The sequence below is a fragment of the Microbulbifer sp. YPW16 genome, assembly GCF_021290385.1.
GTDB classification, from domain to species: domain Bacteria; phylum Pseudomonadota; class Gammaproteobacteria; order Pseudomonadales; family Cellvibrionaceae; genus Microbulbifer; species Microbulbifer zhoushanensis.
In genome coordinates this window covers 1507873-1534238 of sequence record NZ_CP089928.1, presented here as the reverse complement: position 1 = coordinate 1534238, position 26366 = coordinate 1507873, and the positions used below count along the sequence as shown (strand labels likewise).

23 protein-coding genes are annotated in these 26366 nt (G+C 60.8%); 11 read left to right on the top strand and 12 right to left on the bottom strand.

What is annotated here, in order from left to right; translation table 11 throughout:
* Positions 1-48: 48 nt before the first annotated feature.
* Positions 49-1716 carry a DNA repair protein RecN gene (gene recN / locus LVE68_RS06570; RefSeq protein ID WP_233006223.1) on the bottom strand — a complete coding sequence of 556 codons (1668 nt, stop codon included), beginning with the start codon at positions 1714-1716 and terminating at the stop codon, positions 49-51.
* 272 nt (positions 1717-1988) lie between these two features.
* Between recN and grpE the strand changes: the two genes are divergently transcribed.
* The 3 genes from grpE to dnaJ all read left to right on the top strand — a co-directional run bounded on the left by grpE (position 1989) and on the right by dnaJ (position 5999).
* The gene (grpE, locus tag LVE68_RS06565) at positions 1989-2636 is read left to right on the top strand and encodes a nucleotide exchange factor GrpE (protein ID WP_233006222.1); all 648 of its coding nucleotides are present in this window, start codon (positions 1989-1991) and stop codon (positions 2634-2636) included.
* A 174-nt stretch (positions 2637-2810) separates the two neighbouring features.
* A complete protein-coding gene (dnaK, locus tag LVE68_RS06560) occupies positions 2811-4754 on the top strand; it encodes a molecular chaperone DnaK (RefSeq protein WP_233006221.1) in 1944 nt (647 codons plus the stop codon).
* A gap of 120 nt (positions 4755-4874) precedes the next feature.
* Positions 4875-5999 carry a molecular chaperone DnaJ gene (gene dnaJ, locus LVE68_RS06555; RefSeq protein ID WP_233006220.1) on the top strand — a complete coding sequence of 375 codons (1125 nt, stop codon included), beginning with the start codon at positions 4875-4877 and terminating at the stop codon, positions 5997-5999.
* Between the two features lie 73 nt (positions 6000-6072).
* On the opposite strand, the gene LVE68_RS06550 is transcribed toward dnaJ, so the two are convergent.
* Together LVE68_RS06550 and LVE68_RS06545 are read right to left on the bottom strand one after the other, a co-directional pair.
* Positions 6073-6519, bottom strand: coding sequence for a hypothetical protein (locus tag LVE68_RS06550; protein ID WP_233006219.1), 447 nt, complete (start codon positions 6517-6519; stop codon positions 6073-6075).
* Between the two features lie 98 nt (positions 6520-6617).
* Positions 6618-6962 carry a TraR/DksA family transcriptional regulator gene (locus LVE68_RS06545; protein ID WP_233006218.1) on the bottom strand — a complete coding sequence of 115 codons (345 nt, stop codon included), beginning with the start codon at positions 6960-6962 and terminating at the stop codon, positions 6618-6620.
* 107 nt (positions 6963-7069) lie between these two features.
* Between LVE68_RS06545 and dapB the strand changes: the two genes are divergently transcribed.
* The 6 genes from dapB (at position 7070) to greA (ending at position 15785) form a co-directional block, all read left to right on the top strand.
* The gene (gene dapB / locus LVE68_RS06540) at positions 7070-7894 is read left to right on the top strand and encodes a 4-hydroxy-tetrahydrodipicolinate reductase (protein WP_233006217.1); all 825 of its coding nucleotides are present in this window, start codon (positions 7070-7072) and stop codon (positions 7892-7894) included.
* A gap of 47 nt (positions 7895-7941) precedes the next feature.
* Positions 7942-9366: a 30S ribosomal protein S6--L-glutamate ligase gene (rimK, locus tag LVE68_RS06530; RefSeq protein ID WP_439651221.1), complete on the top strand. Its 1425-nt coding sequence runs from the start codon at positions 7942-7944 to the stop codon at positions 9364-9366.
* A gap of 211 nt (positions 9367-9577) precedes the next feature.
* Positions 9578-10174: a YfiR family protein gene (locus tag LVE68_RS06525; protein WP_233006216.1), complete on the top strand. Its 597-nt coding sequence runs from the start codon at positions 9578-9580 to the stop codon at positions 10172-10174.
* A 537-nt stretch (positions 10175-10711) separates the two neighbouring features.
* Positions 10712-11869 (top strand): glutamine-hydrolyzing carbamoyl-phosphate synthase small subunit, encoded by a 1158-nt coding sequence (carA, locus tag LVE68_RS06520; RefSeq protein WP_233006690.1) that lies wholly within the window; start codon positions 10712-10714, stop codon positions 11867-11869.
* 98 nt (positions 11870-11967) lie between these two features.
* A complete protein-coding gene (gene carB, locus LVE68_RS06515; RefSeq protein WP_233006215.1) occupies positions 11968-15198 on the top strand; it encodes a carbamoyl-phosphate synthase large subunit in 3231 nt (1076 codons plus the stop codon).
* Positions 15199-15308: 110 nt separating this feature from the next.
* Positions 15309-15785 carry a transcription elongation factor GreA gene (gene greA, locus LVE68_RS06510; protein ID WP_233006214.1) on the top strand — a complete coding sequence of 159 codons (477 nt, stop codon included), beginning with the start codon at positions 15309-15311 and terminating at the stop codon, positions 15783-15785.
* A 61-nt stretch (positions 15786-15846) separates the two neighbouring features.
* Here the strand turns inward: greA and LVE68_RS06505 are convergent, their stop codons facing one another.
* From LVE68_RS06505 to LVE68_RS18165, 9 genes are all read right to left on the bottom strand, one after another.
* Complete coding sequence (locus tag LVE68_RS06505) at positions 15847-16722, bottom strand: hypothetical protein (protein WP_233006213.1); 876 nt, start codon at positions 16720-16722, stop codon at positions 15847-15849.
* A 517-nt stretch (positions 16723-17239) separates the two neighbouring features.
* Positions 17240-18121: a hypothetical protein gene (locus LVE68_RS06500; RefSeq protein ID WP_233006212.1), complete on the bottom strand. Its 882-nt coding sequence runs from the start codon at positions 18119-18121 to the stop codon at positions 17240-17242.
* Between the two features lie 181 nt (positions 18122-18302).
* Positions 18303-19181: a hypothetical protein gene (locus tag LVE68_RS06495; RefSeq protein WP_233006211.1), complete on the bottom strand. Its 879-nt coding sequence runs from the start codon at positions 19179-19181 to the stop codon at positions 18303-18305.
* Between the two features lie 439 nt (positions 19182-19620).
* Positions 19621-20514 (bottom strand): hypothetical protein, encoded by an 894-nt coding sequence (locus LVE68_RS06490; protein WP_233006210.1) that lies wholly within the window; start codon positions 20512-20514, stop codon positions 19621-19623.
* A gap of 27 nt (positions 20515-20541) precedes the next feature.
* Positions 20542-21105, bottom strand: a complete 564-nt coding sequence (locus LVE68_RS06485) for a hypothetical protein (RefSeq protein ID WP_233006209.1) — start codon at positions 21103-21105, stop codon at positions 20542-20544.
* A gap of 42 nt (positions 21106-21147) precedes the next feature.
* Positions 21148-22017, bottom strand: a complete 870-nt coding sequence (locus tag LVE68_RS06480; RefSeq protein WP_233006208.1) for a CsgG/HfaB family protein — start codon at positions 22015-22017, stop codon at positions 21148-21150.
* Between the two features lie 64 nt (positions 22018-22081).
* A complete protein-coding gene (locus tag LVE68_RS06475; protein WP_233006207.1) occupies positions 22082-22501 on the bottom strand; it encodes a curli assembly protein CsgF in 420 nt (139 codons plus the stop codon).
* Positions 22501-22947, bottom strand: coding sequence for a curli production assembly/transport protein CsgE (locus LVE68_RS06470; RefSeq protein WP_233006206.1), 447 nt, complete (start codon positions 22945-22947; stop codon positions 22501-22503). Before LVE68_RS06470 ends, LVE68_RS06475 begins: the two co-directional genes overlap by 1 nt.
* Positions 22944-23534, bottom strand: coding sequence for a helix-turn-helix transcriptional regulator (locus LVE68_RS18165; protein ID WP_255701162.1), 591 nt, complete (start codon positions 23532-23534; stop codon positions 22944-22946). The genes LVE68_RS06470 and LVE68_RS18165 overlap by 4 nt, the downstream gene beginning before the upstream one ends.
* Before the next feature lie 743 nt (positions 23535-24277).
* Between LVE68_RS18165 and LVE68_RS06460 the strand changes: the two genes are divergently transcribed.
* Together LVE68_RS06460 and LVE68_RS06455 are read left to right on the top strand one after the other, a co-directional pair.
* Positions 24278-25678, top strand: a complete 1401-nt coding sequence (locus tag LVE68_RS06460) for a hypothetical protein (protein WP_233006688.1) — start codon at positions 24278-24280, stop codon at positions 25676-25678.
* Positions 25675-26334 (top strand): VWA domain-containing protein, encoded by a 660-nt coding sequence (locus LVE68_RS06455; RefSeq protein ID WP_233006205.1) that lies wholly within the window; start codon positions 25675-25677, stop codon positions 26332-26334. Before LVE68_RS06460 ends, LVE68_RS06455 begins: the two co-directional genes overlap by 4 nt.
* The last annotated feature ends 32 nt before the right edge of the window (positions 26335-26366 follow it).

Below are 26366 nucleotides of genomic sequence, written 5' to 3'. Positions count from 1 at the left end.
CCAGAGTGGAAAGGGAAGGCCCGGGAGCCGGGGCGCTATGCTCCCCCGTCAGGCGCGGGAGAGCATCTCCCCGGCGTGGGCCAGGGACTGTGCGGTGGTTTCGCCGCCCAGCATGCGGGCGATCTCTTCCCGGCGCTCCTGGTCCTTGAGTTCCCGCAGCGCCACGAATGCGGCGTCTCCGTCGCTGTGCTTCTCCACCAGGTACTGCCGGTGGGCCCGCGCCGCCACCTGCGCCAGGTGGGTTACGCAGATCACCTGGCCGGTGCGGCCGTTGCGGCCCTCGCCCAGTTGCCGCAGCAGGCGCCCGACAACATCGCCGGTGGCCCCGCCGATACCCACGTCCACCTCGTCGAAAACCAGGGTGGGGGTGCGGGAGGTCTGGGCGGTGACTACCTGGATTGCCAGGCTGACCCGCGACAGTTCGCCCCCGGAGGCGATCTTGCCCAGCGGCCGTGCCGGCTGGCCGGGGTTGGTGGCGATCAGGATTTCCACCTCTTCCAGGCCGGTGGCCGCCGGTTTTTCCTGTGGCTGCAGCGCCAGCTCCACCCGGGCGTGGGGCATGGCCAGGTCGGCCAGCTGCCCGTTCACCGCGGCGGCCAGTTTTTCGGCCGCGCCGGCGCGCAGTTTGCCCAGCTTGCCGGCGGTGGCCCGGTAGGCCTGTTCCAGTTCCCGGCACTCGGATTCCAGCCGGTCCAGTGCATCCGGTGCGCCAATTTCGTCCAGTTCCGCCTGCAGCTGCTCCTGTAGCCCGGGCAGCTCCGGTGGCTGCACGCGGTGCTTGCGTGCGGCCTGGTAAATGGCGCTGAGCCGCTCCTCCACCTCTGCCAGGCGTTCGGGATCCATCTCGAAGCGATCGATATGCCGCGTCAGGGTGCCGGCGGCTTCGTCCACCTGGATCCGGGCGCTGTCGAGCATCTGCGCCACCTCGGTCAGCTCCGGCGACTGCTCCGGCATGGCCGTGAGCAGCTGCAGGGCCCGGTGCAGGTGCTCGGAGATATCCCCCTCCCCGCCGGTGAGCATGGCTGCAAGCTGGTAACTGCCGCTGAGGATCTGGCCGGCATTGGCCAGCTGGCGTTGCTCGCTCTCGAGTTCAGCGATTTCGCCCGCTTGCAGGTCCAGCTGGTCCAGCTCCTCCAGCTGGTATTGCAGCAACTGCCGGCGCGCCTCGGTTTCCTCGGCACTGTCCGCCAGGCTGCGGTAGCGGCGGTACTGGTCCTGCCAGGTCTTGAAATGAATGCGGGTCTCCGCAGCCAGCTCGCCGGCACCGGCGAACTCGTCCAGCAGTCGCCGGTGGGTGTCTTTTTTGAGCAGGGACTGGTGCTCGTGCTGGCTGTGGATATCGATCAGCTGCTCGCCCAGGGCGCGCAGCTGCAGCAGGGTCACCGGCTGGCCATTGATATAGGCCCGGGAGCGTCCGTCGGCACTGATGGTGCGCCGCAGGATTACCTCGTGGCCGGTGTCCAGTTCCTGCTCTTCCAGCCAAGTGCTGGCCTCCGGATGGTCACTGATATCGAAAGTCGCGTGGATGTCGGCCCGTTTCGCCCCGGCGCGGACCAGCTCCGCATTGCCGCGGTCGCCGAGGGCCAGGCCCAGGGCGTCGAGGGTGATGGACTTACCGGCCCCGGTCTCGCCGGTCAGGGTGCTGGTGCCGGAGCCAAACTCCAGTTCCAGCTGGTCCACCAGGGTGAATTGGCTGATAGACAGGTGCAGCAACATAGGGATCGCTTCTGGCTCAATTGTTATCTGTGTATTTATACAGTAATCGCCGGCGGGTCGCTACCGCCACCCGGTGACATTACAGTGCGCGGGGAGGCGGTCAAGCGCCGCGGTGGCGGGGCGCGTGGCGAGTTTCCGGGATAACCCCTTGAACTGCATGGGCAAGGCCCCATATACACCTGCACTGTCCGCCTGGCATGGCACGCCCGGCTTGGCGCCCCCGGCGGACATCATATTTGAACCAACTGACAGTCGACGCGACGGAGAGAGCAGTGGCCAGAGAGCGCAGCGAAGAAGATCAGATTGACGAGGGGACGCCGCATCCCGAGGCACTGACCGCGGAAGAGGCGGCAGCCGAGGAAACCAGTGCGAGTGCCGAGGTAGAGGAACCCTCCCCCGAAGAGCAGCACGAGGCAGAGGAGGCCCTGCACGCGGAGCCCGACAGCCCCGAGGCACTCAAGGGGGAGATCCTGGGCCTGCAGGAGCAGCTGGCGATCCAGAAGGACCTGGCCATGCGCGCACAGGCCGAGGCCCAGAACGCGCGCCGCCGCGCCCAGCAGGATGTGGAGCGGGCGCACAAGTACGGCGTGGAGAAGCTGCTGCAGGATTTCCTGCCGGTGGTGGACAACCTGGAGCGGGCGCTGTCCAGCATCGACCGCGAGGACGAGGCCAACAAGGCCATCATCGAGGGTATCGAGCTGACCCATAAGTCCTTCGTGGACACCCTGGCCAAGCATTCCGTGGAAGTGGTGAACCCGGCCGGCGAGCCATTCGACCCGGAACGGCACCAGGCCATGACCCAGGTCCCCAGTGGTGATGTGGAGCCCAATACGGTGCTGGATGTATTCCAGAAGGGCTATGTACTGAACGGCCGCCTGTTGCGGCCGGCAATGGTAGTGGTGAGCAAGTCCCCGTCGTGACTGCACACCCCTTTGTCGGGGGCAGGCCCGGAGAATCGGGCAGCCCGGGCAGAGGATCGGGCATAAAGCCCCTTGAAATTGTAAGGCCGGCACCAATATAGCTGGCAACTGAACGAAAACTTGCGCTCCCGCCGGTATCGGGCGGGAAGCGGCGAAAAAGTGAGGAACATACTGATGGGAAAAATTATCGGCATCGACCTGGGAACCACCAACAGTTGTGTGGCAGTCCTGGATGGTGACAAGGCGCGCGTGATCGAGAACGCCGAGGGCGATCGCACCACCCCGTCCATCGTGGCGTTCACCGATGACAACGAGATCCTGGTGGGCCAGTCTGCCAAGCGCCAGGCGGTTACCAACCCGCAGAATACCCTGTATGCGGTCAAGCGCCTGATCGGTCGTAAATTCAAGGACGATGTGGTGCAGAAGGACATCAAGATGGTGCCCTACAGCATCGTCGAGGCCGATAACGGTGATGCCTGGGTAGAAGTGAAGGGCGACAAGAAAGCGCCGCCGCAGGTTTCCGCCGAAGTACTGAAAAAAATGAAGAAGACCGCCGAGGATTTCCTGGGCGAGACCGTCGATGCAGCGGTGATCACCGTCCCGGCCTACTTCAATGATTCCCAGCGCCAGGCCACCAAGGACGCGGGCCGCATCGCCGGCCTGGACGTAAAGCGCATCATCAACGAGCCCACCGCGGCCGCGCTGGCTTATGGCCTGGACAAGCAGGGCGGTGACCGGACCGTGGCGGTCTACGACCTGGGTGGTGGTACCTTCGATATCTCCATCATCGAGATTGCCGATGTCGACGGCGAGAAGCAGTTCGAGGTGCTGTCCACCAATGGTGACACCTTCCTCGGCGGTGAGGATTTCGACCTGCGCCTGATCGACTACCTGGCAGAGCAGTTCAAGAAGGACCAGGGCATCGACCTGAAAGGCGACCCGCTGGCCATGCAGCGCCTGAAGGAAGCGGCCGAGAAAGCCAAGATCGAGCTTTCCTCCAGCCAGCAGACCGAGGTCAACCTGCCGTACATCACCGCAGATGCCTCCGGTCCCAAGCACCTGGTGGTGAAGCTGACCCGCGCCAAGCTGGAGAGCCTGGTGGAAGAGCTGGTCGAGCGCTCCCTGGGGCCGGTCAAGACCGCCCTGGCTGATGCCGACCTGGCGGCCTCCGGCGTGGACGAGGTGATCCTGGTGGGCGGCCAGACCCGTATGCCGCTGGTGCAGAAGAAAGTAACCGAATTCTTTGGCAAGGAGCCGCGCAAGGACGTCAACCCGGATGAGGCGGTGGCCATGGGCGCTGCAATCCAGGGCGCGGTCCTGGCCGGCGATGTGAAAGACGTACTGCTGCTGGACGTTACCCCGCTGACCCTGGGCATCGAGACCATGGGCGGCGTGGCGACCCCGCTGATCGAGAAGAACACCACCATCCCGACCAAGAAGTCCCAGGTGTTCTCCACCGCGGATGACAACCAGACCGCTGTGACCATCCACGTGGTCCAGGGCGAGCGCAAGCAGGCGTCCGAGAACAAGTCACTGGGTCGCTTTGACCTGGCTGACATCCCGCCGGCGCCGCGCGGTGTGCCGCAGATCGAAGTCGCCTTCGACATCGATGCCAACGGCATCCTGCACGTGCACGCGAAGGACAAGGCCACCGGCAAGGAGCAGTCCATTGTGATCAAGGCTTCCTCCGGCCTGAGCGAGGAAGAGATCGACAAGATGGTGCAGGACGCCGAGGCCAATGCCGAGGCGGACAAGCAGTTCGAGGAGCTGGTAACCACCCGCAATACCCTCGACGGCATGATCTCTGCCACCAAGAAGACCCTGGAAGAGGCTGGCGACAAGGCCACTGCCGAAGAGAAGTCCGCGATCGAGGCGGCCATCTCCGAAGCGGAAGAGGCCGTCAAGGGCAACGACAAGGACGCCATGGAAGCGGCCACCAACAAGCTGACCGAGGCTTCCGGCCCGCTGGCACAGAAGATGTACGCCGAGCAGGCGCAGGCGGCACAGGGTGCCGAGGGCGCAGCCGAGGCGGAGCAGGGCGGCCAGCAGTCCGGTGGTGACGACGCGGTGGACGCGGAGTTCGAGGAAGTGAAGGACGACAAGAAAGAGGACAAGTAAGCCCTCCCTGCGCGCGGGTGGCTGGTGGCTTCCCGCGCAAAGACAAACCTTCGAGGCGCGGCGGCAATTCTGCGGAACTGGCCACCGCGCCTCAGTTAGTTAAGACAGAACACACTTTTTATGTCGAAGCGCGATTATTACGAAGTCCTCGGTGTCGAGCGGGACGCCTCCGAAAAAGACCTGAAAAGGGCCTATCGACGGGTGGCGATGAAGTATCACCCGGACCGGAATCCCGACGACAAAGAGTCGGAGAACAAGTTCAAGGAGGCCAACGAGGCCTACGAAGTCCTGTCCGACCCGCAGAAAAAAGCAGCCTATGACCAGTTTGGCCACGCCGGTGTGGAAGGCCAGATGGGCGGCGGTGGCGGTGCCGGCGGTTTTGGTGGATTCTCCGATATTTTCGGCGATGTGTTCGGCGACATCTTTGGCGGTGGCGGCGGCCGTCGCGGCGGCCCGCAGCGCGGCTCGGACCTGCGTTACGACCTGGAGCTGGATCTCGAGGACGCCGTGCGCGGTACGACTGTGCAGATTCGCGTGCCGACCCTGGTGGGTTGCAAGACCTGTGACGGTTCCGGGGCCAAGCCGGGCTCGAATCCCCAGACCTGTGGTACCTGTGGCGGTGTAGGCCAGGTGCGTATGCAGCAGGGCTTCTTTGCCGTGCAGCAGACCTGCCCCAACTGCCGCGGTCGCGGCACCATCATTACCGATCCCTGTGGCAGCTGCCATGGTGCCGGCCGGCTCGAGGAGACCAAGACCCTGTCGGTTAAAGTTCCTCCCGGCGTGGACAGCGGCGACCGTATCCGCCTGTCCGGCGAGGGCGAGGCGGGCCCAGAGGGCGGTCCTCCCGGGGACCTCTATGTGCAGGTGGTGGTGAAGGAGCACGAGCTGTTCCAGCGCGACGGCAAGAACCTCTACTGCGAGGTGCCGATCAGCTTTGTCACCGCGGCCCTGGGCGGTGAAATGGAAGTGCCCACCCTGGACGGCAAGGTAAAGCTGAAGATCCCGGCAGAGAGCCAGACCGGCAAGCTGTTCCGCCTGCGCGGCAAGGGCGTCACGCCCGTGCGCGGCGGTGCCCCGGGCGACCTGCTGTGCCGGGTGGTGGTGGAAACACCGGTCAACCTGAGCACTCGCCAGAAGGAGTTGCTGGAGGAATTTTCCGGCACCCTGAGTGAGAAGAAAAACTCACCCCGCCAGACCGGCTGGTTCGAGGGCGTGAAGAATTTCTTCGGGGACATGAAGCTTTAAGGGCCTTGGGCCCCAATTCCTCCCTCCCGCTTCTTACCGCGCCGGCCGGCACGGGGAAGCGGGAGGGAATCCCTCACATCTCCGCCAGTCGCCGGCGAAACTCCTCGTGGTACTCGAGCTGTAACTCCTTGAGAGACTGCAACTGCTGTTCATCGAGGATGTCCACCAGTTGTGCGCGAGTCTCGGCGCGAATGGCAATCATCTTCGCATCGATTTCCTCGCGCTGTTTCTGCGTCAGTTCCGGTGGCTCCCCGGAGAGGAAGCCATAGCCCTTCAGCATTTCCTTTTTGCGGCGGAAGTTCTCCTGCAGGATCGGCAGGACGGTATCCTCCTGCTCGGGGGTCAGGTTGAGCTTCAGGGTCACCCAGTCGGTGACGTCGTCATATTTTTCCCAGAAATCCTCCCCCAGCCCTTTTTCTTCCTCCCGGGCGCAGCCGCTGGCCAGCCCCAGCAGCAGGGCCAGGATAGCCAGGGCCAGGCCGGCATTGGCGGGGAATCTGGTGTTTCTCAGGTGGTGCATGGTTGCCTCTCCAGGGGGGTATGCACCAGATTCTAGATGGCACGGGCAGTGCGGTGGGTCCCCGGGCGGAACCGTCCGCCTGAATTGTACTGGCGCAGTCAGCCCGGCTTGCCGGCGCAGTCGATACAACGGGTGATGGTGGGGTCTGCGCTGAGTCGGGCCGGCTCGATGGCATCGTCACAGATAAAGCAGAAACCAAAGTCGCCGCTGTCGATGCGTCGCAGGGCGCCGTCGATGCCCCGCAGCAGGGCCTGCCGCCGCCGGTCGGAGTCCAGTGCTATCTGCTGCGCCTGCAGGGCCTCCATGCGCGACAGGCGGCCGACGCTGGACTGGTCCAGGGTTACCGTCTGGCTGCCGCGCTGCGCTGTCTCTTCCAGCGACAACAGTTCTGCCCGTAGGGCCTGCAGCCGCAGGCGGAAGTCCGCGAGTTCCGATTCGTTCATGCAGTAGGGCCATTTTTGTTGTTATAAAGGGGAATACTACTACAGCTATGTTCCGGCGCCGGGGTAGAATCCGCGGCTTTCAGGGCGGCAGTCAGAAAGGAGGAGAGATGACAGTCAAGGTAGCCGTAACGGGGTTCGCCGGGCGCATGGGGCGCGCGCTGGCAGAGGCGCTGGCGCAGGCCGATAACGCGGAACTGTCCGCGGCAATCGTGCGCCCCGGGTCCAGCCTGGTGGGCAGCGATGCGGGCGAGGTTGCCGGGCTGGGCCGGTCGGGACTGCCGATCGTGGATAGCCTTGGCGGCGCTCAATTCGATGTCCTGATCGACTTTTCCGCTCCCGCTGCCACCCTGGAAAATGCGGCCTTCTGTGCCGGCCAGGGCAAGCCGATTGCAATCGGCACCACCGGCTTCAGTGAGGCGGAAAAAGCGACGTTACTGGCACATGCACAGCATATCCCGCTGTGCCTGGCGAGCAATTTCTCCACTGGCGTCAATCTCTGCTTCAACCTGCTGGAGACTGCTGCCCGGGTAATGGGGGAAGAGGCGGATATCGAGATTGTCGAGGCGCACCACCGTCACAAGGTGGACGCCCCGTCGGGCACCGCCCTGAGTATGGGGGAAGTGATTGCTGAAACACTGGGCCGGGACCTGCAGCAGGTGGCGGTCTACGGGCGCGAGGGGCAAACCGGTGCGCGCGATCGCGAAACCATTGGTTTTGCCACGGTTCGTGGCGGCGATGTAGTGGGGGAGCACTCGGTAATGTTCCTCGCCGATGGCGAGCGCATTGAAATCGGCCACCGGGCCAGCAGCCGCCTGTCGTTTGCCCGCGGTGCGGTGCGGGCGGCGCTGTGGCTGCTTGGGAATGAACAAAAGGGCGACCGCGTGCCGGGCCACTACGATATGCGCGATGTACTGGGGCTGAAAGTCGGTTAACCTGATCGCGACTGAATTTTGCAACATCAAGGTCACAGGAGTTGGCGTTGGAACATAAGATAATCGTTGGTAGCGAGGAGTGGTGCAGCTTCCCCGGGCTGGGGATTCCCGCCATCAAGGCGCGGGTTGATTCGGGGGCCAAGACCTCCTGCCTGCACGCCTACAACATTCATACCTTCAAGCGCGACGGCGAGTCCTGGGTCAGCTTCGAGGCGCACCCGCTGCAGCACCAGCGGCGCCCGTCGGTACGCTGCGAGGCGCGCCTGCTGGACAAGCGCACGGTGCGCAGTTCATCCGGGGAGGCAGAGAAGCGCCCGGTCATCCGTACCGCCCTGTCGATTGGTGGCAGTGTCTGGGATATCGAGCTGACCCTGACCAACCGGGACTCCATGGGCTACCGGATGCTGCTGGGCCGCGAGGCGATGATGGGCCGGATGATGGTGGACCCGGCGGAGAGCTTCTGTCTCGGCGATATGCGCGTCAGTGAGCTGGAGGAGTACTACCGGGACGAGCATCACATGGCGGGCACCGGCCTGCGGATCGGGCTGCTGGCGTCCAACCCGGACCTGTACAGTAACCAGCGCATCATGGAGGCAGGCGCCGAGCGCGGGCACCGCATGAGCTTCCTCGATATCCGCCAGTGCTATATGAAGCTGGATCCCAGCGAGCCGGAGGTCCACTACCGCGACGGGCGGATCCTGAACAACCTTGATGCAGTGATTCCCCGGATCCGGCCCAGCCAGACCTTCTATGGCTGTGCCCTCACGCGCCACTTCGAGAGCCTCGGCGTATTTGCCCTCAATGGTTCCGACGCCATCAGCCAGTCGCGGGACAAACTGTTCTCGCTCCAGTTGCTGCAGCAGGCGGCCCTGAATATCCCCACGTCGGGCTTTGCCAACTCGCCGGTGGATACCAACGAGCTGATTGAAATGGTTGGCGGCGCCCCGCTGATCGTGAAGTTGCTCGAAGGTAGCCAGGGACGCGGGGTGGTGCTGGCCGAGACGCGCAAGGCGGCCGAATCGGTGATCAACGCATTCAAGTCCCTCAAGGCCAACCTGCTGGTGCAGGAGTTTATCCGGGAGGCCCAGGGCAAGGACCTGCGCCTGTTCGTGATCGACAACAAGGTGGTGGCTTCCATCCAGCGGGAGGCCGCACCCGGGGAGTTCCGCGCCAATATCCACCAGGGCGGCACCGCCTCGGTGGTGAAGGTTACTCCCGAGGAGAAGCGCCTGGCAGTGAAGGCGGCAAAGACCCTGGGCCTGAAGGTGGCTGGGGTGGATATTATTCGCTCCCGCAAGGGGCCACTTCTGCTTGAGGTGAATTCCTCACCGGGCCTGGAGGGCATTGAGAGCGCCACCCGCAAGGACGTGGCCGGCAGCATGATCATGTCGATCGAGAAAGCGCTGAAATGGCGCCCGGCGGCGCCGGTCAATGGCGCTGAAAGCGTGGTTCCCGACGAAGGGGCCGGTTGACGGCCCTGTCCCGGGGCGAGGGTCCCGGGGTCCTCTCCCCTGCGCCGGCCGGGTTACGGCTGGCAGCTTCCTCTTCCTGCCCCTTTGGCGAAGGCCCCGCCGCGATACTAATCTGGTGTTGAGACACGCTGGTATGTAGTCGTGGCAGCGAAGTCGATGCCAGTGAGCGTATTCCCGCGCCACCGAGACCGATAAAGCCATGCGAGCGGGCATGAAACGACACCCCGACCCTTCCTTCCGTCGCCTGGCAGTGCAGCTGCTCGGGCACCTTATGTTGTTGTTGCTGCTGCAGCTGATCCTGTCGGCAGGAGCCGCCGCGGCGCCCTCGCGGCTGTCGGATACCGAGGCGGGGCGCCGGCTGATGATCAACTATATTGTCCATTTCGCCCATCACCTGCAGTGGCCGATCGAGGTTTTCAGCGGCACCGGGGCACCGTTCCGAATCTGCCTGCTGGAGCAGCCAGACCTGCTGGCGCCGCTGGCATCCCAGCTCAAGTACCATCGTGTCGATGGGCGACCGGTCGAGGTTGCCGGCCTTCCGCCGGGGGAGAAACTGGAGGCGCGCCGCTGCCAGATCCTGGTGCTGGGCGAGGTGTCCCCGGATTACTGGCGCGAGCTGATGCTGGCACTGGAGTTCTTCCCGGTGCTGACGGTCAGCGATGTCCGCGGCTTTACTGCCGCGGGGGGCATGATCGGCTTTGTGGGACGGGGGCCACAGGTGGCGGTGCGCCTGAACAAAACCATGTTCGACCGCTCGGAACTCAAGATTGGCAGCAGCCTGTTCCGGTTGACCAACGGGGCAGATTAGCGCGCTGCGGGCAAGGTCCGGTGACAGTTCACCGCGCCAGGATGTCCGGTCCTGCGGCGGGAAAGCCTGAATTTGTGCTGCCAGTGTGGCGCTTTCCCGGCTTGCCCTGGACGCTCTGGCAGCGCTCGGTTGTCACCGAACCTCACGCATGGCCCGTTGCCGTCTACTGGCGTATTTTTATACTGGCGCTTGGGGCGCATTTCGAGTAGAATCTGCGCCCGGTTTGGGCATGTCGCGCGCTCGCTGCGCGCCGGACAGTGAGTCCCATCAACGCCGGTGGCAAGCGCCGGCCACAGTGTGAGAGCTGCGCGTGAAGAAATCCAAAAAGCGAGATGAAGCAGGAGTTTCATCTCGCTTTTTTATAGGGGCCCGGTTCCAGGGTGCCCTGTCCAAGGACAGCGCTGCTGCCGGGGCGCCGTCGGGCCGCCCGGGCCAGCTGGAGCAGTATCACCGCGCCTCACGTCAAATCCCGCCCGGAAGCAGTTCTGAAGATTGGAGATCAAGTTGACTAAAGCTGTCCCCACGCCGGAGCCCCAGATGCCCAGCCCCCTGATGCCAAGCACTACGCCAGCGCTGCTGGTACTCGCCGATGGCAGCGAGTTTCACGGGCGCGCCATTGGCGCCCTTGACAGCGCCGTCGGTGAGGTCGTGTTCAACACCTCCATGACCGGTTACCAGGAAATCCTGACCGACCCGTCTTACGCGCGCCAGATTGTCACCCTGACGTATCCCCATATCGGCAATACCGGCACCAACAGTGAGGACGAGGAGGCCGCGGATATCTGGGCCACCGGCCTGGTAATCCGCGACCTGCCCCTGCTGGCCAGCAGTTTCCGCAATGAGAAGTCACTCGAGGACTACCTGCGGGACCGCAATGTGGTGGGCATCGCCGATATCGACACCCGCCGCCTGACCCGCCTGCTGCGGGACAAGGGCGCCCAGAACGGTTGTATCGTCGCCGGCGACGATATCGACCGGGACGCGGCGCTGGCCAGGGCGCGTGAATTCGCCGGCTTGAAGGGCATGGATCTTGCGAAGGTGGTTTCCACCAAAGAGCCCTACAACTTCAATGAGGGCACCTGGGAACTTGGGCAGGGCCACCAGCCGGCGCCGGCAGCGCAGCCTTACAAGGTTGTGGCTTACGATTTTGGCGTCAAGCGCAACATTTTGCGCATGCTGGTGGATCGCGGCTGCGAACTCACCGTAGTGCCGGCACAGACTCCGGCCTCCGAGGTGCTGGCAATGAATCCCGACGGCGTATTCCTGTCCAACGGACCCGGTGATCCCGAGCCCTGTGACTATGCCATCAAGGCCATTCGCGAGATTCTCGACGCCGGGATCCCCACCTACGGTATCTGCCTGGGGCACCAGCTGCTGGGCCTCGCCGTGGGCGCCAGGTCCGAGAAAATGAAGTTCGGCCACCACGGGGGCAACCACCCGGTGAAATGCCTCAAGAGTGGCCGGGTGATGATCTCTGCCCAGAACCACGGCTTCTCCATCGACGGCGATTCACTGCCGGAGAATGTGGAGATCACCCACGTGTCCCTGTTTGACAATACCAACCAGGGTATCCGCCTGACCGACCGGCCCGCATTCAGCTTCCAGGGACACCCGGAAGCCAGCCCCGGCCCGCACGATGTGGCGCCACTGTTCGACCAGTTCGTCGAAATGATGGAGGCGCGCCGCCAGGCGTAACAGGGGCCGGCTGCGGCCGGCCACGGGACACGTGCATACGCACTGACTGAATTTTGAATTGACCATCACCGGTGCGGCCGGTGCGAGACGGAAGAAAGATGCCAAAACGCACAGACATCAAAAGCATTCTGATTATCGGCGCCGGTCCGATTGTTATCGGCCAGGCCTGCGAATTCGACTACTCCGGCGCCCAGGCCTGTAAGGCGCTGCGGGAAGAGGGCTACCGGGTGATCCTGGTGAACTCCAACCCCGCCACCATCATGACCGACCCGGCCATGGCCGACGCCACCTATATCGAGCCGGTGGAATGGCGCACGGTGGCCAAGATCATCGAGCAGGAACGCCCCGATGCCATCCTGCCCACCATGGGTGGCCAGACAGCGCTCAACTGTGCGCTGGCACTGGACAAGCACGGTGTCCTGGAAAAGTTTGGTGTAGAGCTGATCGGTGCCGACAAGGAGGCGATCGAGAAGGCCGAGGACCGGGACCTGTTCGACAAGGCCATGCGTGCGATTGGCCTGGAGACGCCGCGCGCCAAGATCGTCCATTCCATGGAAGAGGCGATGAAAGTCCCGGAAGAGTTCGGCTTCCCGGTTATCATTCGCCCGTCCTTCACCATGGGCGGCTCCGGCGGCGGTGTGGCGTACAACTGGCCCGAGTTCGAGGAAATCTGCAAGCGCGGCCTGGACCTGTCCCCCACCAACGAACTGCTGATCGACGAATCCCTGCTCGGCTGGAAAGAGTACGAGATGGAGGTGGTTCGCGATAAGAACGACAACTGCATCATTGTCTGTGCCATCGAGAACTTTGACCCCATGGGCGTGCACACCGGTGACTCCATCACCGTGGCCCCGGCGCAGACCCTGACCGACAAGGAATACCAGCTGATGCGCAACGCCTCCCTCGCGGTGCTGCGCGAGATCGGCGTTGAAACCGGCGGCTCCAACGTGCAGTTCGGCGTCTGCCCGAACACCGGGCGCATGGTGATCATCGAGATGAACCCGCGGGTATCCCGCTCCTCCGCCCTGGCCTCCAAGGCCACCGGCTTCCCGATCGCCAAGGTAGCGGCCAAACTGGCAGTGGGCTACACCCTGGACGAGCTGCAGAACGAGATTACCGGCGGTGCGACCCCGGCCTCCTTCGAGCCGAGCATCGACTATGTGGTTACCAAGATCCCGCGCTTTACCTTCGAGAAATTCGGCGAGGCAGACGCGCGCCTGACCACACAAATGAAATCCGTGGGCGAGGTGATGGCCATCGGCCGCACTTTCCAGGAGTCCCTGCAGAAAGCACTGCGTGGCCTGGAAGTGGGCAGCTTTGGCCTCGAGAGCAAGATTGACCCCGAGGAGGAGGGTGCGCAGGAGCGCCTGCGGCGCGAGCTGTCCGTTCCCGGTGCAGAGCGTATCTGGTATGTGGGTGACGCCTTCCGCATGGGGATGACGGTCGAGGAGGTCTATGAGCTCTCGGGCATCGACCCCTGGTTCCTGGTGCAGATCGAGGAACTGGTCAGGATCGAGGAGCCGCTCAAGGCCCTGCCCACATCCGCCCTGACGACTGAATACGTGCGCTTCCTGAAGCGCAAGGGCTTCTCCGACATGCGCCTTGCCAAGTTGCTGGGGGTAAGCCAGAGAACCGTGCGCGAGTTCCGCCACAAGCTGGGGGTGTTCCCGTCTTTCAAGCGCGTGGATACCTGCGCGGCCGAGTTCGCCACGTCCACCGCTTACATGTACTCCACCTATGACGAGGAGTGCGAGGCGAACCCGTCCGACCGCAAGAAAATCATGGTGCTGGGTGGTGGCCCGAACCGTATCGGCCAGGGCATCGAGTTCGACTACTGCTGTGTGCACGCCGCACTGGCGATGCGCGAGGACGGTTACGAGACCATCATGGTCAACTGTAACCCCGAAACGGTTTCCACCGACTACGATACCTCCGACCGCCTCTATTTTGAGCCGGTGACCCTGGAGGATGTACTGGAAATCGTGGCCAAGGAAAAGCCGGAAGGTGTGATCGTACAGTTCGGCGGCCAGACTCCGCTGAAACTGGCGCGCTACCTGGCGGCGGAAGGGGTGCCGATCATTGGCACCACCCCCGAGCAGATTGACCGCGCCGAGGACCGCGAGCGCTTCCAGCAGATGATCATGCGCCTGGGGCTGAAGCAGCCCAAGAATGCCATCGTGCGCTCCGTCTCCGAGGCCATCCAGGCCGCCAAGGACGTGGGATACCCGCTGGTAGTGCGCCCCTCTTATGTACTGGGTGGCCGGGCGATGGAAATCGTCTACAAGGAAGACGAGCTGCTCAACTATATGAAGGAAGCGGTACAGGTATCCGACGACTCGCCGGTTCTGCTGGATCACTTCCTCAATGCCGCGGTCGAGGTGGATATCGATGCGGTGTCCGATGGCCAGGATGTGGTCATCGGCGGCATCATGCAGCATATCGAGCAGTGCGGTGTGCACTCCGGTGATTCCGCCTGCTCCCTGCCGCCCTATAACCTGCCCGCCGGGGTGCAAGACCAGATGCGCGAGCAGGTCAAGGCCATGGCCCGTGAACTGGGCGTGGTAGGCCTGATGAATACCCAGCTGGCCTGGCAGGACGACGAGATCTACGTGATCGAGGTCAACCCCCGCGCCTCCCGCACGGTGCCGTTTGTCTCCAAGTGCATCGGTACCTCCCTGGCCAAGGTGGCGGCGCGCTGCCAGGCGGGGATCAGCCTCGCGGATCAGGGCTTTACCAAGGAAATCGTACCGGACTACTTCTCCGTGAAAGAGTCTGTATTCCCCTTCAACAAGTTCCCGAAGGTGGACCCGATCCTCGGCCCGGAGATGAAGTCCACCGGCGAGGTCATGGGCGTTGGTGCCACCTTTGCGGAAGCTTTCGACAAGGGGCTGCTGGCCGCCGGCGACACATTGCCGGAATCAGGCAAGGTCTTTATCTCGGTCCGTGACTTCGACAAGGATGCCGCAGTCCATGTGGCACGGGACCTGGTGGGACTCGGCTTCGAGCTGGTTGCCTCCCGTGGTACCGCCAAGGTATTGCAAGACAGCGATATTCCGGTTACAACCGTCAACAAGATGAGCGAGGGCCGGCCGCATATCGTCGATATGATCAAGAACGACGAGATTGCCCTGGTGGTCAACACTACCGAGGGGCGCCAGGCGATACGCGACTCCGCCGATATCCGTCGCAGCGCGGAGAACCACCAGGTGTGTTACACCACCACGCTGGCGGCGGCCAAGGCCATGGCGCTGGCCATGCAGCAGGGCGAGCCGCTCCAGGTACGCCGTTTGCAGGACCTGCATCAGCGCGTGGTTGAGTTGTCGAAATAAATCCGGCACTGCCCGGAGCGGCCACCGGCCACAACCAATCAGTGATATATCGGCCGGGCTTCCCCATGGGGAGGCCCGGTTTTCTAGTAATAAAAATTGGAGGTCCCAACTTGAACCGGGTACCAATGACTGTCGAGGGCGCCGAGGCCCTGCGCGCCGAACTGGAAAACCTGAAGAAGGTAGAGCGCCCCGCCGTGGTCCAGGCGATTGCCGAGGCCCGTGAACATGGCGACCTGAAGGAAAACGCCGAGTACCACGCGGCCCGCGAGAAGCAGGGCTTTATCGAGGGACGTATCCAGGAAATCGAGGCCAAGCTGTCACACGCGCAGGTCATCGATGTCAAAGCCATCGAGCCCAGCGACAAGGTGATCTTCGGTACCACAGTGACCATCATCCACATGGAAACCGACGAGGAAGTGACTTACCGGATTGTTGGCGATGATGAGGCTGACGTGAAAGAGAAGAAGATTTCGGTGAACTCGCCGATTGCCCGCGCGTTGATCGGCAAGGAAGTGGGGGATGTTGTCGAGGTGCAGACTCCGTCAGGATCGGTGGAGTACGAGATCGATACTGTGCAGCATATCTGATCCCGCAGCGGGACGATAATAAAAAAAGGGCGGCCAGCAGGCCGCCCTTTTTTTTGCCCTTTTACTGGAACACAACGGAGTTGTTGAATGCGCCGATCTGGGTGACAAGGGCTGTTTCGGCCAGGCCGAACTGTCCGACCAGGGCGTTGTTGCCAAGACCGGTCTGAGAGGTTACGGCCAGGTGACCGAAGCCGATCTGTCCGACGTACACGTCGTTGCCAATACCAACCTGTCTTTCAAATGCAGCGTTGTTCACACCTGCCTGGGAGATATCTGCCTCGTTTCCGATGCCGCTCTGTGCAATGGTCGCATCATTACCGAAGCCGAACTGGCGGGTGTCGGCATCATTGAGGATACCGTTCTGGGTCATGCTTGAGGTATGGCCAAGGCCGCTCTGGAGCGCATCGGCATTGTTCAGGATGCCGGTCTGGTTGATGGTGGCGGTGTTGAAGAAACTGAACACCTGAGTCACTGAAGCCGAGTTCAGCAGTCCAGACTGGTTAATGTTGGCGTTGTTACCAAAACCCAGGGTCTGCACTGTGACCGCACTGTTCAGTGCGCCATCCTGCATATGCATTGAGTTGCTGCCCAGCTGCAATGATTGCACTGTCAGTGAGTTATTGAGCAGCCCGCTCTGCATGCTGTTGGCGGAGTTGCCTGCACCGAAAGTCTGGAATGCCGCGGCATTGTTCAGGGCACCATCCTGCACCTGGGTGATGGAGCTGTTGAACTGCACCGACTGGGTCGCCGAGGCATTATTGAAAAAGCCGGATTGATCCTGCGTGATCGTATTATTCACGGTCAGGAAGCCGGTCTGGTTGGCAGCAGCATTGTTGCCGACCCCAGACTGGTTCTGTGTGGTGGTATTGCCGGCGGCAAAGACTGAGCCGCTGATAGCAAACAGCAGGGCGGCGGCGATCGGGGTTAACGTCTTCATGAGTGTCTCCATTACTGCATTGAGTTTCCGACGTTGGTAAAACCGGTGCCAGTTTGCACCGATCTCTTATGGTGCCTTACTCAGCACCATAGAGGGCTCCAGCCACAGGCCATCCGTGTCCACTGGGGAGCCGGGCTGAGACTGGGAATCAGGTGGGGAACCTGTCGGCACGACAGGCCGGGGAAGGGGCAATCCGCTTGCAGGGTACAGATACTGCTTCGATTCATTGGGTCGTACTGCCTGTTTCGACAATGAATGTGCTTTCTAAATGACAGTGTTGCCAGTTCTTGGTGGAGGTGCCATGGGAAGGAAGTACGGAGTTGGTTGAGAAGAAAGTGTTAACAGACGCGGGCGGCGTAGAGACAAACAGATAAGCGGACCTGTCACAGCCACAGCGCCCGTGAGAGACTCCCGGAACCAGGAATCGCCGCCCTGCCAGTGAACTTCGCAGGCAGGGCGGCGGCGCTTGGTGGCCCTGGTTATCAGGTGTGGGCCTCTCCCTGGAAAGCGACCATGCTTACTGGAAGATGCTGGCCGAGTTTCCTACGCCAACCTGGTTGATGATGGCAGTTTCCGAATAGCCGTTCTGGATGACCAGTGCTTCGTTCTGTACGCCGGACTGGTTCACCAGTGCCCGGTGGTTGCCACCAGGTCCAAACTGGAAAATATCTGCACGGTTTAACAGGCCGCTCTGGTTGATGACAGCCTGGTTGTACTGGGAGGCCTGCAGGATGTTGGCTTCGTTACCCAGCCCCTGCTGGTAGATTTCTGCCTCGTTGTACAGGTCGAGCTGGGTAATATTGGCCGTATTCAGCAGGCCGTCCTGGCCGATGCTGGCGTATTGTCCAGAACCGGCCTGGAGAATTGATGCCTCGTTACCCTGACCGGACTGGAAAATATAGGCTTCGGAGTCATAGGCCGCGTACTGGCCAATTGCCGCGCCATGCACTGAACCTACCTGCTCGATGACCGCCACGTTACCACTGCCATCTACCTGCGTGATTGACGCATCGTTGCCAAAGCCGGTTTGGCCGATACGAGCTTCGCTGTTGCTTGTGGCTATCTGGAATGTCGAAGCACGGTTGAGTATCCCGGACTGGCTGACGTGCGCTGTGTTACCTGTGCCGCCTTGCTGTAGCGAATAGGCGTCATTGAGCGCGCCATCCTGGACCTGGTAGATCATGCTGCCGGTTTCGCCAGCCTGTACTGCCTCGGCGCTATTGAAGAAACCGGATTGTCGCTGAATGATGGTGTTATCAATCGTGGCTGGGTTGTCCTGGACAGCCACTGCACTGTTGGCGACACCATCCTGTGACAGGTCGGCAGTGTTGTTGGCTGCGAGGACGTACCCGCTTGTCGCCAGTAGAACAGCTGCCGCAATGGGAGTGAAGGGTTTCACACGCATCTCCTTTACGTCGCACCTCAAAGGATTACTTCACGGTGTGGGTTGAGTGGCCTTGTGGGCCGTAAGGGTTTTCTGCTCCTGAGTCATGTAAAAGTCAGCGGCCGTGAAAAGCCGCTGACAGTGGGTGCGTGACGGGCGCGGAGCCGCGTCACGCTGGCTATTTCCGGGGATCGCTTTACTGCACGATCACGCCGAAATTGCCCAGACCAACCTGGGTGGCCATCGCTGTTTCAGCGAAGCCAAACTGGAAGGTCAGGTGCGCGTTCGCGATACCCAGTTGGTTGGTTGTGGACATATGGCCCAGACCCACCTGGGTGGTCGCAGCAAAGTTGACGATACCGAGCTGGTTGGTGGTCTGGCTGTTGAGGATACCGAATTGCTCTACGTCAGCCGTGTTTGCCAGACCGAACTGGTTAACGTCTGATACGTTGAGGATACCTACCTGATCGACCCATGCATTGTTAGCAACGCCAACCTGGGTGGTATCGGAGAAGTTGAACAGGCCTACCTGGTCGGTATCGGCATCGTTAGCCAGTCCGCTCTGGTTCACGATACCCAGTGAGCCGACGCTGAAGAACTGGTTCACCTCACCTTCGTTACCCGCGCCTGATTGGAGTACTACGCCAGTGTTGAATGCACCGAGGACCTGCAGAACGTCTGCCTCGTTGCCCGCACCGACCTGCACAATAAGCGCGTTACTGCCCAGCTGTCCCAGCTGGAAGGTGTCACCATCGTTGGCAATACCAACCTGCAGTACGGAAGCGTTGTTAAACGCACCGAATGCTTGCAGTGAATAGGCATCGTTAGCGATACCAACCTGGGTCTGGGAAATGCTGCTGTCGTTCTCACCAGCGAACTGCACAGCATCGGCATCGTTGACAATGCCGATCTGCAGCTGGTCGATGGTGTTGTCATCGACTCCCGGGCCAATCTGGAAGGCGCCGGCAGTATTGCCGAGGCCGATTTGGGTCTGTGTGGCGGTATTGCCTGCGGCAAGTGCGGTTCCGCTCACAGCAAACAGTACAGCGGCGGCGATCGGGGTTAACGTCTTCATGAGTTGCTCCTTTACTTCTGACGCTAAGAAACCAGTACAGCTATTACTGGCTGGAATACGCCCCTTGGCCTAGCGGCGCATTCCTTTTTGATCGGAGGGAAATCCTCCTGAGCCATGTGGCTCTATTCCTTCCCTGGAGGCGCATGGATCGCCTGCCAGTCATGCCCGCAGATCCCTGGGATCAGCTGGCACTGCTCGGCGAGCAAATTTCGATCTTTATGGTCAAAACTTGATCGCTCGACTGTCAGTTTTGCTGGCTGGCCGGAATGTCGCTATGGGAGGGAAGTGTCGAAACACTAGGAAAAAAGTTCGTTTTTTGATCAGTCTGTTGAATGAATAGCCGCTTACGTTGAATATGGCGCAATCAGGTGAGTGAGACGAACGGGGGGACATTCCCGGGGATGGGAGGAGGGGGCGCTAGTCCGGGGGGTAAAGATGTTTATTGTGACAGGGACACAGTGTTACCGCCGCCGGTCTGCGAGATGATGGCGGTCGCAGAGAACCCTTGCTGGAGTAATCCCACGCTATTCAGGTTGCCAGCCTGGGAAATGATCGCCAGGTGACTTCCACCCTGGCCATAGGCGCCGGTCTGCTGCAGGGTTACAGCGTTGAAGTTGCCGCCCTGCGTGATGTCGGCACTATTGTACCATTCGTCCTGTTCCGCCAGGGCACGATTGGCGATACCGTCCTGTGTCACATCGACATTATTGAAAAAACCCGCCTGCCCTGTGTCCGCGAGGTTCAGTTCACCTGCCTGGCTTTCCACCGCGCTGTTGCCTATCCCGGACTGCTCGATATCGGCATTGTTATCGGTGCCAGCCTGGGAGATAAATGCCGTGCTGATATAGCTGTCGTATTGCCGGATACTCGCATCCTGCAGGATACCGGACTGGTCGACCTGTGCCTTGTTGCGGACTGTCAGTGTCTGGCGGATTTCACTACTGTTGGATAAGCCGCGCTGGCGTGTGATTGTCTCGCTGCCATAACTGGCGAGTTGCACGTTCAATGCGCTATTACGTCCACCCAGTTGTATCTGGATGCTGGTATTGTCGTCCCCGTACTGTTGCAGGGAATAGACTTCATTGAGGCCACCTTCCTGGAGTTGCAGGATTTCGCCACCCTGCTCACTCTGCTGTACAGCATAGGCACTGTTGTAGGTGCCGTCCTGGTCCTGGTCGATGGCACTACCCCGGGCACTGGAGCGCCTCTGTTCAGCAGAAGCGAAATTGCCGGAACCCTCCTGTTCCTGATCGATAGAGTTGCTTTGCGCCGCTGCCAGCGATGCAGTCATCACCGTCATCGAGAACAGGACTACGCCGTGGAAACTTGTCATTCCGTGACCCCGCTTGTGTTTGCCCGCTCAGTTGTATTGGTTCACGACAGTGGTGATTGAGGTGCCCTGCTGTGACACGGAAGTGCTCAGGCCATTACCGCTCTGGTAGATGTCCACTTTATGTGCCGCACCAAGCTGCTCGATGTTGGCTGAGTTCTGGATACCATACTGGGAGACACCCGCCCGGTGCCCGAAGCCCAGCTGGTCCAGTTGAATCAGGTTTTCATAGCCAACCTGTAGCAGGTACGCCAGGTTGATCTCACCCAATTGCCGGACAATTGCCGCATTGTCGATGCCGGACTGGTTTACGGAGAGAAAGTTCTGATTGCCCTGCTGTAGTGCCGAGAGAAAGTTCAGCACGCCAACCTGGCGGCCGTCCAGCGTGTTAAGACTGCCGTCCTGGACAATTACTGCCAGGTTGGCGATGGAAACAGCGGTTGCTGCATCCAGCTCACTTTGCGTCGGTAGTTCAGCGGCGACTTGCAGTTCCTGCGCCTGTGTCATTGCCGCGGCACAAAGCAGGCAGGCGATGGCCAGGGAAAAAAGCCGGGCGGGCCGCTGCCGGCTGCCATGCAGGCAGAACAGTTTCATTCACTTATCTCTGTCTTGGTTAATCCGGATGCCGTCGGGGCATCACATGAACCTGACCGGTTCATTCAGGTAGTACTGCAGGACCTCATTGTTGATTTCGTCCGGGTTCTGCAGTGCCCAGGAATTGGCAACGATACCTTCACTGATCAGGTGAATTACGGCCGACTCCATCGCAGACAGGGTGGCCAGCTGTGCAGGTTCGTTGCGTGTCATTCCCGCTTCCATTTCCAGAAGGCGGCGGAAACTCACAAACCGGTAGACATCCGCGCTGATTGCCTTCGAATAGACCGTTTTTGAGGTCAGTACCGAGTGCAATACGCGACCGGAGCGGATATCGATAGCCCGCAGGTTGACGGTGACCTGGTCGACCCGGTACTGGTCATCCAGCCCAATCCCGAAGTAGCGGGCACCGGCACCACCGGTACGGATATTCGTATCGTAAGCGACCACGCCGCCTTCAAGCAGAACGTTTGCGGCGACAAGACTGGGCAGCGGATGACTGTTGTTCGCGGGCATATTGGGCTTGTTCTGCGCGGCGCGGATGATTTTCCTCTCCGTCAACAGGTTCTGTAGCCCTTCTCGCTCCAGCGGGATAAACCAGCCCGACTGGTTGAGGACATCCATCAGCATCGACGCGCCACCCTGGGTAATCGCAGTAGAAAAGCTGCTGGAAGGGGCTGGCTTATACTGGCCCGTCTGGTCGCGGAAATTGTAGACCGCCACCAGGATCTTGCCCTTGGGTGCGGGCAGGTTGAGAAGGTCGCGGAACGTGGCGTGCCTCGGTGTCAGGCCAGCGTCATTCTGTCCGGGGCCAAACAGGGAATCGCTGGTGCTCTTCACCAGGGTGCAGCCACTCAATGTTGTAACCAGCGCCAACAGGGGCACTCCACACTTGCTGATTATTTTTCGCATGGCACATCTCTCCTATAGAGAATCGCGAATTATTGAATTTATCTTCGGCCAGGCTAGGTAGCGTTTAGTTTGTCGGGTTCAGGCCACTCACTATGATTTCACTCACATCTCCTGTGTCCCGGTCGGTGACCAGGATGGTAAGGACGCCATCCGTATCCACTATCTGCACAATAAAATCGTCGGTGATCAGTTCACCGCTATTGCCATTACCAACATCCGTCAGTAACTGGTTGAGCAGTCGGGTCTCCAGTGAATCTGTGAACCGGTCCAGCGGACTGGGTTGCTCAAACAGGTCTTCAGGCCGATCCGGGTCCTCGTTGTCATCTTGGGCCTGTGCATTGGACAGCAGGTAACTGCCATTCAGGGGGTTGCCGCCGAAATTTGGATTGGTTGGCTCGTAAATCAATTCGGTGGCAATGGCCGGGTTAAAGCTGGCTGTCAGGGCGGGAGCCAGGAAATAACAAGCGATGTACTTTGCTTTCATTAAAATTCGTCCTTTCCCAGGTCAAAGTGGTCTTCCAGTGCCTGGCGCAGCTTTTCTTTCTGCACCATTTCATGAATCTGTATGGCGGCCTGTTCAGCCTGTTTTTGCACGTCGGCGTTTCTTGGCTGGAGAAAACGCCGGTATACAACTTTATAGTTGTACGTTACCCAGATCAGGTTGCCCCACCGAGCCGAGGGTCTTTCGCGGATGGTGAGGTTGTATTGGGCGTCCGGGTAGTGGTAATTCCGGTACTCACTCATATAGCGGGCGAAATCGTGCCCGGTCCGGGTAATCGTCTGGTCGATATTGAACCCACTGATCTCATCCTCGAGACGACCGGTCGACTCTTCCAGGGTGCCGGCCTTGACGGTCTCCTCCAGCTCGTCGTCCTGTGCCAGTACAGGCAGGCTCAGGAGCACGGCAAGCATCACCGGCAGTGGCCTCATATTCGCTCCCCTTCCAGGTGCAGCTTTGCCCAGTTGCTGGCCTGGAGACGGTTCTTGACACCGATCTTGCGGAAAATGTTGTAAATGTGGTTTTTGACGGTGTGTTCGCTCAGGTGCAGCCGCGTGGCAATGACGCTATTCGATTCCCCGGAGGTTAGCTGCGCCAGTATTTCCTGTTCCCGTCGGGTCAGCAGCGGGGTATGGGTCGCGGCCGGCTCTTCGCGGCCGTCTTCGCGCAGGGCGTTGGCAAGGCGCTCAACCAGAACTTCCTGGCTGCCGTGGGAATCGCAAATGAATCGCATGCCGCGATTGCGAATCTGTGCGGTCAGGTTGTCGGCCAGGTCAGGCGGATAATTGATGAGCAGTATTTTCGGGTGGTTCAGCGACAGTAAAAAGCGAAGGGTTGCGCCCTGGTATTGATTGCCGGCGATCTGCGAACAGTCGAAAATGATGGCAAAGTAATGTGGCAGGCAGTGACGTTGCTTGCCGAACTCCGCCCTCTCCCATTTGTAAGGGAGGGACCCCGAAACCAGGGAAAACAGCAGTTCTCCATGCAGGCCGGAGTTGCTGTAAAAAAGAGCCGGCATAGGATTTTCCATCACTTCGCCTCAAATTCCATTTCAATCTTTCGCAGTCTTCAACAGCAGACAGAAAATTGAACGTCTGCGCTCCTCTGCCGCTCGCTTGAGCTTCTCGCTCATAATTCCGACCGAATATTTTTCGATAGGCCGAAAAACTTAGCGGGTGAGAAGTTAGTATGGAGTGTAGACCGTGCCTGCCGGTTTGCGAGTCACAGGGGGTTACAGGGGGATAATGGTTTGGTTTTAAAAAAGGGCCTGTTAGCCTCAAACGTAATAGGTACCCTTCAGGTCCCTGACAGGCCTGTCGATTCGGTTTTTCCGTATGCCTTTGGGCACGGATTTTGTCCCCGCTGGCGGGGGAGGTAATTGCACTGTTGGCCGGCAATGAACTGTGCCGCTGCAGGTGTATCCATAGCAAACCCGGCCACTCCCCTTTCCAATGGTGAGGACAAAGCGCGCCTGTGTAGCTGAAAACGTTGTCGGCAGGGGGAGGCAATACGGGCAGGCAAGCAGGGCGGTAATGTCGCAATGTCAGGTAACACACGGGAGAGCGGCATCGTCCTTGATCGTGGTGTCCGACCCCTGGGCTGCGGGAGCCCGCGGGCGCGCGGCACTGGTTCATAAACCTAAAGTGTCGTATTTTGACATCCGGAGTAGTTTCTCGAGCTTTCTGGCGACTCCGGGCCCGTCGTAACCGGCGGGTGATCAATTTTTCGCCAGAAAAACACAGGAGAGAGCAAGTGACGGAAATGATAGACAGTCTGCCGCTCTGGTTGTGGTTCATCCTGGCACTCGTGGCCCTGTTTGTGGCGCGTCGCCCGGTGCATCAGGCCATCAGTGCCCTCGGGCGCTTTTTCCAGCAGTCCCTGCGTATGGGGGCCAGTGCGGTGGCTGGTGCGGAGCGGCGCCTGCAACAGCGTAACCGCGAGGTGTTGCTGGCATCCGGCCAGGAAGCCGCCGAGCGCTATGTGGAGCGGGAGTTCGACCGGATTGAAGCGACCATGAAGCGGGAGCTGGCGCAATACCCCGCCCTGCACCGGCGGCTGTGTGAGCAGCTGACTGCCATCGATGAGGATTATGTGCGCAGTGCCGAGGTGCCGCCGGAGCCCACTAACTGGGCCAAGGCGATCAAGGCCGTCTCCGAGATCCCGGCCAAGCAGGATCCGGTAGTCGGGGATGTGCTCGAGATCATTCACCAGTCCATGCGCAAGTCTGAGGCCAAGGCGCTGGAGGCCTACCGCGAGTCTGCCCGTGAACGCCACCAGCTGCTCAAGCGCATGATGCCCCATTGGCGCTCGATCCTGAAAAGCCTGGGACGGGTGAACAAGCATGTGGAATCGGTAATTCGCCGGGCGACTGCCCTGGACGGCCATATGCGTCGTTACGAGGAGATCCAGCAGGGCACCGACCGGGCGCTGCGAGGACTCTCCTCTTCCTCTATGAGCCAGTTCTTTATTTCTGCTTTTGTACTGGTAATCGCCGTGGGTGGCGCGCTGATCAATTTTCACCTGATTGCGCGGCCCATGACCGAGATGGTGGGCGGCACCAGCTATATCGGTAATTTCAAGATGGCGGATATATCCGCCCTGGTGATTATCCTGCTGGAAATCACCATGGGACTCTTCCTGATGGAGTGCCTGCGGATCACACGCCTGTTCCCGGTCATCGGTTCGCTTAATGACAAGCTCCGTACGCGCATGATGTGGGTAGCTTTTGCGCTGCTGTTTTTCCTGGCCTGTGTGGAGGCGGGCCTGGCCTTTATGCGCGAGGTGCTGATGCAGGAAGACCTGGCCGTGAGCGCACAATTGCGCGGGGAGGAAGTGGCGGCAGCCACCGAGGGGGTCTACTGGATTACTACCGCCGCCCAGATGGGACTCGGCTTTATCCTGCCATTTGCCCTGACGTTTGTCGCCATACCACTGGAGAACTTTATTGCCTCGGCGCGGACCGTTATTGGCGTGCTTGCTGCATTCCTGCTGCGCACGCTGTCGGTGATTATGCGCCTGCTGGGGACGGCATCGCTGCGCTGCAGCGCAATGCTGATCCGTCTGTACGATATTGTCATTTTCTTCCCCCTGTGGCTGGAAGCCCGTTTCGAGCGTTGGCGCGAATCCGGCCAGCAGGGCAAGGCACTGGAGGAGGCGGGATGAGCAGGCAATGGACAATGATTGTCGGGCTGGTCACGGCACTGGCCACAATACTGCTGGCAGCCTGTGGGGAGTCCCGGGCGCATAACCGCGGCATCTATATGCTGGTGGATACCTCGGGCACCTACACCCGCGAGCTGGACAAGGCCCAGCAGGTGATCAACTACACCCTGGCCAGGCTACAGCCCGGTGATACCTTCGCCGTGGCCAGTATTAATACGGCCAGCTTCAGCGAGAAAAATATCCACGCCAAGGTGACTTTTGATGACCGCCCCAGCGTCACCAACCGCCAGAAGCAGGCATTCCAGCAGTCGGTGGCAACGTTCGTGGACGACGCGCGGCCGGCGGAGTACACCGATATTACCGGTGGCTTGCTGCAGGCGATCGAGTTCCTCAATGAGAAGGACCCGGGGCACAAGACAATCTTCCTCTTCTCCGACCTGAAGGAAGAGATCAAGGCGGGCTATAACCGCGATGTGCCTCTGGACCTGCAGGGATTCGATCTGGTGGCGCTCAACGTCACCAAGCTCCGCAGTGACAATGTTGATCCGAACGAATACCTGGAACGTATTTCACGCTGGCAGGAGCGTGTCGAGGAGACTGGCGGCACCTGGCGGGTCCTGAACGACCTGGGCCAACTCGAGGCAATCCTGCCCTGAGGCCATGGCTGCCAGGGCCTTTCCTGTTATGA

Bases quoted from the DNA above. Each gene is read 5' to 3' on its own strand.
- recN (WP_233006223.1), bottom strand. From the start codon at position 1,716: ATGTTGCTGCACCTGTCTATCAGCCAATTCACCCTGGTGGACCAGCTG.
- dnaK (WP_233006221.1), top strand. From the start codon at position 2,811: ATGGGAAAAATTATCGGCATCGACCTGGGAACCACCAACAGTTGTGTG.
- dnaJ (WP_233006220.1), top strand. From the start codon at position 4,875: ATGTCGAAGCGCGATTATTACGAAGTCCTCGGTGTCGAGCGGGACGCC.
- LVE68_RS06550 (WP_233006219.1), bottom strand. From the start codon at position 6,519: ATGCACCACCTGAGAAACACCAGATTCCCCGCCAATGCCGGCCTGGCC.
- LVE68_RS06545 (WP_233006218.1), bottom strand. From the start codon at position 6,962: ATGAACGAATCGGAACTCGCGGACTTCCGCCTGCGGCTGCAGGCCCTA.
- dapB (WP_233006217.1), top strand. From the start codon at position 7,070: ATGACAGTCAAGGTAGCCGTAACGGGGTTCGCCGGGCGCATGGGGCGC.
- LVE68_RS06525 (WP_233006216.1), top strand. From the start codon at position 9,578: ATGAAACGACACCCCGACCCTTCCTTCCGTCGCCTGGCAGTGCAGCTG.
- carA (WP_233006690.1), top strand. From the start codon at position 10,712: ATGCCCAGCCCCCTGATGCCAAGCACTACGCCAGCGCTGCTGGTACTC.
- carB (WP_233006215.1), top strand. From the start codon at position 11,968: ATGCCAAAACGCACAGACATCAAAAGCATTCTGATTATCGGCGCCGGT.
- LVE68_RS06505 (WP_233006213.1), bottom strand. From the start codon at position 16,722: ATGAAGACGTTAACCCCGATCGCCGCCGCCCTGCTGTTTGCTATCAGC.
- LVE68_RS06495 (WP_233006211.1), bottom strand. From the start codon at position 19,181: ATGAAGACGTTAACCCCGATCGCCGCCGCTGTACTGTTTGCTGTGAGC.
- LVE68_RS06490 (WP_233006210.1), bottom strand. From the start codon at position 20,514: ATGACAAGTTTCCACGGCGTAGTCCTGTTCTCGATGACGGTGATGACT.
- LVE68_RS06485 (WP_233006209.1), bottom strand. From the start codon at position 21,105: ATGAAACTGTTCTGCCTGCATGGCAGCCGGCAGCGGCCCGCCCGGCTT.
- LVE68_RS06480 (WP_233006208.1), bottom strand. From the start codon at position 22,017: ATGCGAAAAATAATCAGCAAGTGTGGAGTGCCCCTGTTGGCGCTGGTT.
- LVE68_RS06475 (WP_233006207.1), bottom strand. From the start codon at position 22,501: ATGAAAGCAAAGTACATCGCTTGTTATTTCCTGGCTCCCGCCCTGACA.
- LVE68_RS06470 (WP_233006206.1), bottom strand. From the start codon at position 22,947: ATGAGGCCACTGCCGGTGATGCTTGCCGTGCTCCTGAGCCTGCCTGTA.
- LVE68_RS18165 (WP_255701162.1), bottom strand. From the start codon at position 23,534: ATGCCGGCTCTTTTTTACAGCAACTCCGGCCTGCATGGAGAACTGCTG.
- LVE68_RS06460 (WP_233006688.1), top strand. From the start codon at position 24,278: ATGATAGACAGTCTGCCGCTCTGGTTGTGGTTCATCCTGGCACTCGTG.
- LVE68_RS06455 (WP_233006205.1), top strand. From the start codon at position 25,675: ATGAGCAGGCAATGGACAATGATTGTCGGGCTGGTCACGGCACTGGCC.